This window comes from Streptomyces sp. NPDC054847 (assembly GCF_053610925.1).
The window spans coordinates 1-9,214 of record NZ_JBSGZJ010000295.1 but is presented as its reverse complement, the minus strand read 5'-3'; the positions used below and the strand labels follow the sequence as shown (position 1 = coordinate 9,214).

Genomic DNA, 9,214 nt, shown 5'->3' with positions numbered 1-9,214 from the left:
CCCCGAGAGGGGCGCGGCCCGGTTGTGCTGTGGCGTGTCGCCGCGGATCAGAACAGCAGGCGGTAGGTGTTCCACCCGGCGGTGCCGATCGTGACGCGCCCCTGGTACGGGGCAGCGGCGCTGCCGGTGCCCGAGTAGCGGTACAGCTTGCCCGTGGTGTCGCGGGCGATCAGGTCGGTGAGGCCGTCCAGATCGATGTCGCCGACGGAAACGATGTTGTTGAACATGTTCCAGCCGGCGCCGATCTTGGTGCGGGCCTGGAAGGGCGCCTTGTAGTTGCCCGTGCCCTTGTAGAGCCACAGCACGCCCGAGCCGTCGCGCGCGACGATGTCGGCCCTGCCGTCACCGGTCAGGTCGCCCTTGCCGGTGATCTGGTTGTAGATGCCCCAGCCGGAGCCGACCTTGGTGCGGCTGGTGAGCTTGCCGTCGCCGTAGCCGAGGTAGATCCACAGGACGCCGGAGCTGTCCCGCGCGATCACGTCGTCGGCCGCGGCGCCGCCGAGGTTGCTCGGCGAGAGCATCTTGTTGTAGATGCCCCAGCCGCTGCCCAGGAGAACCGGGTCCGAGCCGAACTCGGTCCAGTGCATCTGACCGTTGGTGATGTCCCAGATGCCGTCGGCGCTGCCGTCGGCGTCACGGTCGGCCTGGGTGATGTGCTTGCTGGCCTGCCAGCCGTAGCCGACGAGCTCCCGGCTCTCGAGACCGCCCGCGCCGTTCGGCGGGTAGCCGTACATGTCGCCGCCGCCGTCGATGCCGTACAGCGCATTGACGGGGGCGTCGGCCGCGGCCTGGGCGCCGAAGGCCCCGGCCTCCGGCGCGGACTGCTGGATGCCGGTCGCCGCCTTGGCAGCGTCCTGCGGGCCGTCGGCCGCCACCGCGCTGGTGGTCGTGCCGACGAGGGCGGCGGTTATCGCCGCAACGGTGGCGCGGGAGACGAGCCCCGTGCTCTTGAGGCCAGAGAATTTGGCCACGTAGTTGCTCCCCGATCGAAGTGGTCATGACCTGCCGCGCCTCAAGAGGCACGGCAGGTCACTGTATCCACAGGATCGTTGCACACGATCTTTACATGTCAACTCGATTGCATCTGAGTCGACTTGGGTACAAGGATTTGCCCCGATTCGTCACTCGAGGAGTTCCACCTCCGCGAGCGTCACCTCGCTGTCGGCGACCAGTCGGTAGTGCTCGTACGAGCCCGGTTCGGCCACGCCGAAGACGCGGGTCTGCCTGTCCCAGCCGAAGGACTCGCCCGACCGCTCGTCGAGATCCGTCCACGACTGCCCGTCGGCCGAACCCTGCAGCACCCAGCCCGTCGGCGCCTTGTCCTTCGCCGCGGAGGTGAGCGTGTACTGCACCGCGCGGGTCCCGGACGTCACCGGGAGGTCCACCGAGGTGAACGCGGACGTGGTCGCCGAGGTGTTGTCGAACAGCGGGCCGCCGGCCGGGATCATGTCGTGCCGCGGCGCGGGCTTGTCGTCGTCCTGCGTGATGGAGACGGGCGCCGCGTCCTTCCCGGTTCCCCACGCGGACGGCTTCGGGCCCATCGCGAACTCGATCTCGCCGCCCTCGGCGATCGCCTCGTGCGGCAGGGCCGTGGAGTTCCACTTCTTGCCGTTGACCTTCAGGCCCTGCACGTAGATGTTCTTCGCGCTGTTCTTCGGGGCCTTCACGACCAGTTCGCGGCCGTTCTCCAGGTGCACGGTCGCCTTGGTGAACAGCGGCGAACCGATGGCGTACTCCCCGGATCCCATCACCAGCGGGTAGAAGCCGAGCGCGGAGAAGAGGTACCAGGCCGACTGCTCGCCGTTGTCCTCGTCACCGTGGTAGCCCTGCCCGATCTCGCTGCCGGTGTAGAGGCGGGAGAGGACCTCACGCACCTTCTCCTGGGTCTTCCACGGCTGGGAGGCCGCGTTGTACATGTACGTGGCGTGGTGGGCGACCTGGTTGGAGTGGCCGTACATGCCCATCCGCACATCGCGCGCCTCGGTCATCTCGTGGATGACGGAACCGTACGACCCGACGAACTCGGGCGACGCCGTCTCCGGCGTGGCGAAGTAGGTGTCGAGCTTCTCACCGAGGCCCGAGCGGCCGCCGTACAGGTTCGCCAGGCCGCGCGAGTCCTGCGGAGCGGTGAAGGCGTAGCCCCAGCCGTTGGTCTCCGTGTAGTCGTAGCCCCACACGCGCGGGTCGTACTTGGAGCTCTCCACCCGCCAGTCGCCCTTCAGGTTCCGGCCCTGGAAGAAGCCGGCCTCGGAGTCGAAGAGGGTGACGTAGTTGCGGGCCCGGTTCCGGAAGTACTCCGACTCCTCCTTGTAGCGGGCCTTCTTCGTCTTCTTGTAGAGGGCCTCGCCCATCTCGGCGATGCCGTAGTCGTTGAGGTAGCCCTCCAGCGACCAGGACAGGCCCTCGTGGGTGGAGGTGGAGGCGTAGCCGAGGAACGGCGAGGTCTCCATGCCCTTGCGGCCCACGCCGGAGGCCGGCGGGACGACGGTCGCGTTCTTCAGCGCCGCCTCGTATGCGGCCTCGGCGTCGAAGTCGACACCCTTGACGTACGCGTCGGCGAACGCCACGTCGGAGCTGGTGCCGGTCATCAGGTCCGCGTAGCCGGGGGAGGACCAGCGGGAGATCCAGCCGCCGTCCTTGTACTGCTGGACGAAGCCGTCGACCAGCTCTCCCGCCTTCTTCGGGGTGAGGAAGGAGTAGGCCGGCCAGGTCGTGCGGTAGGTGTCCCAGAAGCCGTTGTTGACGTAGACCTTCCCGTCGACGATCTTCGCGCCGGTGCGGGTCGGGGTGTCGGGGCCGGTCATCGGCGAGAACGGGCTCGCGTACCGGTACTCCGGGCGCTTCTTGGTGCCGGTGTTCTCGAAGCCCGAGTTCGGGTAGAGGTAGAGCCGGTACAGGCTGGAGTAGAGCGTGACCAGCTGGTCGTGGGTGGCGCCCTCGACCTCGACCTTGCCGAGGATGTCGTCCCAGGCGTCCTGCGCCCGGTCCTTCACCCGCTCGAACCGGGTACCGGCCGGGATCTCGTCGGCGAGGTTCTTCTTCGCCTGGTCCACACTGATCAGCGAGGTCGCGATCCGCAGGTTGACGGTGCGGTCGTCGCCGGCGTCGAAGCGGAGCCGGCCGGTGACGCCCTCGGAGGCCGAGTCGGTGACCGGCGCGTCGAAGACGCCGTACACGAACAGCCGGGTGGCGCCCGTGGAGAGGCCGCTCTTGACGTCCGAGAAGCCGGTGAAGGAGCGGTTCGCGGCGTCGAGGGTGAGGCCGCCCTCCTTGGTGACGTTGTCGAATATGACGCTCGCGTCGTCACCGGGGTAGGTGAAGCGCATCATCGCCGCGTGGTCGGTCGGCGCCATCTCGGCCTTGAGGCCGTTCTCGAAGGTGACACCGTAGTAGTGCGGCCTTGCGGTCTCCTTCTCGTGCCGGAAGGGCAGAGCCCTGGCCGTGCGCGAGGTGTCCGGGGCGCCCTCGGCCGCCGACGGCATCACCTGGAAGGTCTGCCGGTCGCCCATCCAGGGGCTGGGCTCGTGGCTGGTGCTGAAGGCCTGGACGGTGGGCAGGTTGTCCGCGTTGTTGCCGCGGGCGTACTCGTACAGCCAGCTCTTCGACTCCGAGTTGGTGACCGGGGTCCAGAAGTTGAAGCCGTGGGGGACGGCGGTGGCGGGGAAGGTGTTGCCCCGGGAGAAGGAGCCGCTGGAGTTGGTGCCGCGGGTGGTGGAGGCGTAGTCCGAGAGATGCTCGAGCCGCCTCGTAGGCGCCTTGGGCGCGAGGGCCACGTCGTCGATCCAGCCCTGGAACTTCGCCGGGCCCTTGGGGGAGTCGTAGGCCACCAGGATCCGGTCCACGGTCTTGCCGGCCGCGACGGTGCCGATGCCGGAGGCGACGGCGTTCCACTGGTTGACGTACAGGCGCTTCGCGGCGCCCTGGCCCGCGGGCGTGAGGAGCCCGCCGTGCGAGTCCGTGGCGCCCAGATCGCTCAGGTAGGTGCCGTCGGTGAAGGCGAGATCCACCGACACGTTCGTGGCGGGGTAGTTCAGGTCCGTCTCCGCCATGGCGGGGAAGACCTTGTACGACAGCTCGGTGTCACGGCGCACGGCGACATCGACGTCGAAGACCTTGTTGTACGAGTAGGCCCTGCCGTCCGGCTTGTGGGTGCCGGCGTACTTCAGGGCGCGCTTGCCGGTGAAGCCGGCGCCGGCCTTCGCGGTGGGGGAGCCGCTGGGGCCGCGGTCGACCTGGCTGCGCATGTCGTCGGGGACGGGGGCGCTGGTGTCGCCGTTGGAGAACTGCACGTCCGCCAGCTGGGTGATGTCGGACGCGCCGTTGTTCTTGGTGATCTCCAGGCGGTAGTGGGCGTAGGCCGTCACCTCGGAGGGGGCGCCGATGTCGAAGGTCCTGGTCTGGAAGCGCTCGGCGAACGTCTCACCGGAACGGCTGTCCAGGACCGTCCAGTTCTCCCCGTCGGCGGACCCCTTCAGCGTCCAGTCCCTGGGGTCGCGCGCGGCGAAGTCGTTGGCGGACGTCAGGGCGTAGGTGGAGACCTTGACCGGCTCTTCCGTGTCGAACTCGATCCAGGCGGTCGGCTCGAACGCCAGCCACTTGCTGCTCGGCAGCAGGTCGACCAGATTCTCCTTGGTCTCGCCGCCGCCGGTGTTCTCGGCGCTGGCCCGCAGCTCGATCACCTTGTCGGTGACATTGCCCGGTATTCCGCTGGAGAAGCCGCCGTCGACACCCGATGACCGCTTCTTTCCGTCGGTGCCCACTTCAACGGTATTACGCCAGTCCGGCTGGGCTTCGTCCGATTCGAAGGACGATCTGAATTCCCGGCCCGGGGAGGTGGATTGCCCGGGTTCCGAGGGCAGGGCGATGGCGGCGGAAGGAGCCGTCAACACCAGCATGGAAGCGGTCACCACGAGGGTGACCGGATTGATCTTTCTGGGCCGGGGTCTGTTTCTGGGCTGCATCCCGGGTCTTCCTCCAGAGGAAGTCGCGTTTGGACAACGTTGTCAGGCGCGAGGCGCAGGCTCCAGTAGGGAGGCAAGTGTCCTACGGTGTCAAGGGTGTTGGCGGGACGTGCCGGTCGGAATCGGACGATCCGTTAAGAATGCTGCGGTCGTAAGGGTGTTTTCGGGTCCCATGTGTCCGCGAGGTCTCAACTCGGGAAAGATGGGCGTCCAACCTTGCATTTGATCTTGCTCACTCGGCGGGAAGTGGACTATACCTGTCGGCGTCCGCACAGCCGTTTCGTACGGCAGCGGACCAGGGGGGACGGGGGCGGCGGACACGTGCGGAGCACGCGACCGCCGGCGGCAGCTACTCCGTTCCCGCTGTCAGCCGCACGATCCGAGCTTCACTGAGTTTCCCTTCGGGAAAACACAGCAACTGACCGCGGTGGCGGGGCCCTTCGCCTGAGGCGAGAAGGACGGGCGACCGGTACACCGCCTGAGTCCTGGAGAAGGCGAGGACTTGAGCATGGGATCCACCTCCGCCCACAACGAGGGCGTCGGCCGTCGCAACCTGATCAAGCGTTCGGCCGCGCTCGGCCTGCTCACGATTCCGACGATGAGCTTCCTGTCCGCCTGCGCCACCGGCGGTGGCGGCACCGACAAGGAGACCAAGGCCCCCGGGGGCGAGAAGTCCGAGAAGAACCCGCTCGGTGTGAAGCAGGGCGCCCCGCTCGAGGCCTTCATCTTCAAGGGCGGTCTCGGCGACCAGTACGCCAAGGACGCGGAGGCCGACTACAAGGCCACCTACGGCGCCGAGATCAAGCACACCGGCACCCAGCAGGTCGGCCCCAAGCTCACCCCGCGCTTCGCGGGCGGCAACCCGCCGGACGTCATCGACAACTCCGGCGCCGACCACCTCAACATGAACCAGCTCTCCACCCAGGGCCAGCTCCAGGACCTGACCGTGCTGCTGGACGCCGCCTCGATGGACGACCCGGCCAAGAAGGTCAGGGACACCATCCACCCGAGCACCATCGAGAAGGGCAAGCACGGCGACAAGTTCGACGTGCTCTACTACGCCTTCACCATCTACGGCACCTGGTACTCCCAGAAGCTGCTCGACGACAAGGGCTGGGCCTACCCCAAGTCCCTCGACGAGATGGTCACGCTCTGCGGCGAGATCAAGAAGGCCGGCATCGCCCCCTGGACGTACCCGGGCAAGTATCCGTACTACGTCCACTTCAACCTCTTCGCCCAGATCGCCAAGATCGGCGGCATGGAGAAGTGGATCGAGATCGACAACCTGGAGCCGAACGCCTGGACCTCCAACGACGCGGTCAAGGAGGTCGTCGAGCACTACGAGGAGCTCGCGGCCAAGAAGTACTTCCTCGAGGGCAGCCAGGGCCTGACCCACATCCAGTCGCAGACCGCCTGGAACAAGGGCAAGGCCGTCTTCCTCCCGAACGGCTCCTGGGTCGAGAACGAGTCCGCCCCCACCACGCCGAAGGACTTCGGCATGGCGGTCGGCGCGCTGTTCGACGGCACCGGCGACAAGATGCCGCACGGCACCCTGCGCGGCGAGCCGAGCGAGCCGTACATCGTCGCCTCCAAGGGCAAGAACCCGGCCGGCGGCATGGAGCTGCTGCGCATCATGCTCTCCAAGAAGCACGCGCAGAACTTCGCCACCAAGGTCAAGTCCCTGACCTGCGTCATGGACGCCACCGAGGGCATGAGCCTCTCCCCGGGCCTGGCCTCGGCCAGCAAGGTCTTCAAGGAGGCCGGCGACAACCTGATCAGCCTCCAGCTGCAGGAGTGGTACCCGGCGCTGACCGATGAGAAGATCGGCGGCCTCACGGGGCAGCTGCTCACCGGCGAGCTGAAGGCCGCCGACTGGATCAAGAAGACCCAGGCGGAGGCCGACAAGGTCGCCAAGGACGACTCGGTGACCAAGTTCAAGCGCAGCGCCTGACCGATCAGTTCGGCTTTCGAGGGAAGGGCCGGGAAGCAACAGTGCAACACGGCAAATACCGATTCATCGTGGGCTTCCTGGCCCTGCCTCTGATCGTTTATGCGATCTTCGTCATCTCGCCGTTCGTCCAGGCCTTCCAGATCTCCATGACGAACTGGTCCGGCCTGGTGGGAACCGCCGAATTCATCGGCCTGGAGAACTTCCAGCGGCTCTGGGAGAGCAGCGACTTCTGGAACGCGCTGCGCCACAACGTCTACATGCTGGCGCTCGTCCCGGTGGTCACACTCGGCCTCGGCCTCTTCTTCGCCTTCATGCTGAACGTCGGCGGCAAACGCCGGAAGAACGAAGTCATCACCGGCGTCGGCGGATCGAAGATGTACAAATTCGTCTTCTTCTTCCCGCAGGTCATCTCCGTCACCATCATCGCGGTCATCTGGTTCAACATCTACAACCCCGACCCCGACGACGGAATGCTGAACTCCTTCCTGGGAGCCGTCGGCCTCGACGGGCTGCAGAATTCCTGGCTCGGAGAGAAGAGCCTCGCGCTCTGGTGCATCAGCGCCGTCATGGTCTGGGGACACGTCGGCTTCTACGTGGTCCTGTTCTCCGCGGCGATGGCCTCCATCCCGCGTGACATCTACGAAGCGGCTTTGCTGGACGGCGCCAGCCGCTTCCACACCTTCTTCCGGATCACGCTCCCGCTGCTGTGGGACACCGTCCAGACCGGCTGGGTGTACATGGGCATCATCGCGCTGGACGCCTTCGCCCTGGTCCAGATCATGTCGGTGAACATGGGCGGACCGGACGGTGCGACGGACGTCATGCCGCTCCGGCTGTATCTGACGGCCTTCCGCGACAGCCAGTTCGGCTATGCCTCCGCCATGGGCGTCGCGATGCTCATTGTCACGATGACCTTCGCAGTGCTCACCATGCGCTTCGCGCGGCGTGAGCGGATCGAGTACTAGGGGTAGGGCGGATGACGACCGAAGAGATCGAAACGGTGGCCAAGCAGGACGCCCCTGCCACGGCCGACCGCACCCCCGAACCGGCGAAACGGAAGTCGTCCGAGGGCGGGATCCTCAACGTCTTCTCCCACGGCATCCTCATCGTGTGGGGCCTGATGGTGGGCGTGCCGCTGCTCTGGGTGGCCTGGAGCGCCTTCAAGGACAGCAACGGGATCCTCACCGACCCGTGGGGCCTGCCGACGGTCCTCCACTGGGAGAACTGGTCCAACGCGTGGGAGGACGCGAACATGGGCCAGTACTTCATCAACACCGCCATCATCGTGGGCGGTTCGGTGATCGGCACGATGGTCCTCGGATCCATGGCCGCCTACGTGCTGGCCCGCTTCGAGTTCCCCGGCAACCGGTTCATCTACTACCTGTTCGTGGCCGGCATGTCCTTCCCGGTCTTCATGCTGGTGATCCCGCTGTTCTTCGTCATGCGGGACTTCCCCGGCAGTTCGCTGCTGGCCACCTACCACGGACTGATCCTGGTCTACATCGCCTACTCGCTGCCGTTCACCGTCTTCTTCATGACGGCGTTCTTCCGCACGCTCCCGGCGTCGGTGGGCGAGGCGGCGCTGATCGACGGCGCGTCGCACAGCCGTACGTTCTTCCAGGTGATGCTCCCGATGGCCAAGCCCGGCCTGATCAGCATCGGCATCTTCAACTTCCTGGGCCAGTGGAACCAGTACCTGCTGCCGATGGTCCTCAACCAGCAGGAGGACAAGTACGTCCTCACCCAGGGCCTGGCGATGATCGCGCTCCAGCAGGGCTACGAGAACGACTGGGGCGCGCTGATGGCCGGCATGATGATCGCGATGCTCCCGGTGCTGGTGGTCTACGCGATCTTCCAACGCCAGGTCCAGTCGGGCCTGACGGCGGGCGCGCTGAAGTAACGCCACCGCCTTTGCCGCTGCGCGAGCGCTTCCCCCGGCCCCCGCGGGGCCTGACGCCCTCTTCCCCTTCCCGGGGGAGGGGGCAGGGTGTGTGGGGGCTGCGCCGCCACCCCCCGAACACCCCGTGCACGGCCCGGTTCTTGTCCTGGCCTTGCCGCTGCGCGGGGCCTTTCCCCACCCCGCCCCTTCCCGCTGCACCGATGTGCGGCTCCGCCGCGTGGCGGGGCAGGCCCCGGACCCCACGGCGGCTGACGCCCCCAGTGGCTCGGGAAGGTGGACGCTGACGCCCGCGCACGGGCCCACGCCACGCCTTGGTGCCGCTGCGCGGGGCGTTCCCCCACCCCGCCCCTTCCCCGAAACCGGGGCAAGCCCCGGACCCCATGGGGGCTGACGCCCCCATGG

Annotated in this window: 5 protein-coding genes; 3 read left to right on the top strand and 2 right to left on the bottom strand. The window is 67.1% G+C overall.

The window, feature by feature from the left end; genetic code table 11:
• Positions 1-47: 47 nt before the first annotated feature.
• Together ACWGH4_RS24635 and ACWGH4_RS24630 are read right to left on the bottom strand one after the other, a co-directional pair.
• Positions 48-971, bottom strand: coding sequence for an FG-GAP repeat domain-containing protein (locus ACWGH4_RS24635; protein WP_453464622.1), 924 nt, complete (start codon positions 969-971; stop codon positions 48-50).
• A gap of 150 nt (positions 972-1,121) precedes the next feature.
• Positions 1,122-4,895: a GH92 family glycosyl hydrolase gene (locus ACWGH4_RS24630; RefSeq protein WP_453464625.1), complete on the bottom strand. Its 3,774-nt coding sequence runs from the start codon at positions 4,893-4,895 to the stop codon at positions 1,122-1,124.
• Positions 4,896-5,469: 574 nt separating this feature from the next.
• Here ACWGH4_RS24630 and ngcE point away from each other — a divergent pair.
• From ngcE to ACWGH4_RS24615, 3 genes are read left to right on the top strand one after another with little or no spacing between them, the layout of a single operon-like run.
• Positions 5,470-6,912, top strand: coding sequence for an N-acetylglucosamine/diacetylchitobiose ABC transporter substrate-binding protein (gene ngcE / locus ACWGH4_RS24625; RefSeq protein ID WP_453464619.1), 1,443 nt, complete (start codon positions 5,470-5,472; stop codon positions 6,910-6,912).
• Positions 6,913-6,953: 41 nt separating this feature from the next.
• Complete coding sequence (locus ACWGH4_RS24620; RefSeq protein WP_441264870.1) at positions 6,954-7,877, top strand: ABC transporter permease subunit; 924 nt, start codon at positions 6,954-6,956, stop codon at positions 7,875-7,877.
• Positions 7,878-7,888: 11 nt separating this feature from the next.
• Positions 7,889-8,812 carry an ABC transporter permease subunit gene (locus ACWGH4_RS24615; protein WP_441264871.1) on the top strand — a complete coding sequence of 308 codons (924 nt, stop codon included), beginning with the start codon at positions 7,889-7,891 and terminating at the stop codon, positions 8,810-8,812.
• The last annotated feature ends 402 nt before the right edge of the window (positions 8,813-9,214 follow it).

Coding starts and splice junctions, on each gene's coding strand:
- ACWGH4_RS24630 (WP_453464625.1), bottom strand. CDS start 4,895: ATGCTGGTGTTGACGGCTCCTTCCGCCGCCATCGCCCTGCCCTCGGAA.
- ngcE (WP_453464619.1), top strand. CDS start 5,470: ATGGGATCCACCTCCGCCCACAACGAGGGCGTCGGCCGTCGCAACCTG.
- ACWGH4_RS24615 (WP_441264871.1), top strand. CDS start 7,889: ATGACGACCGAAGAGATCGAAACGGTGGCCAAGCAGGACGCCCCTGCC.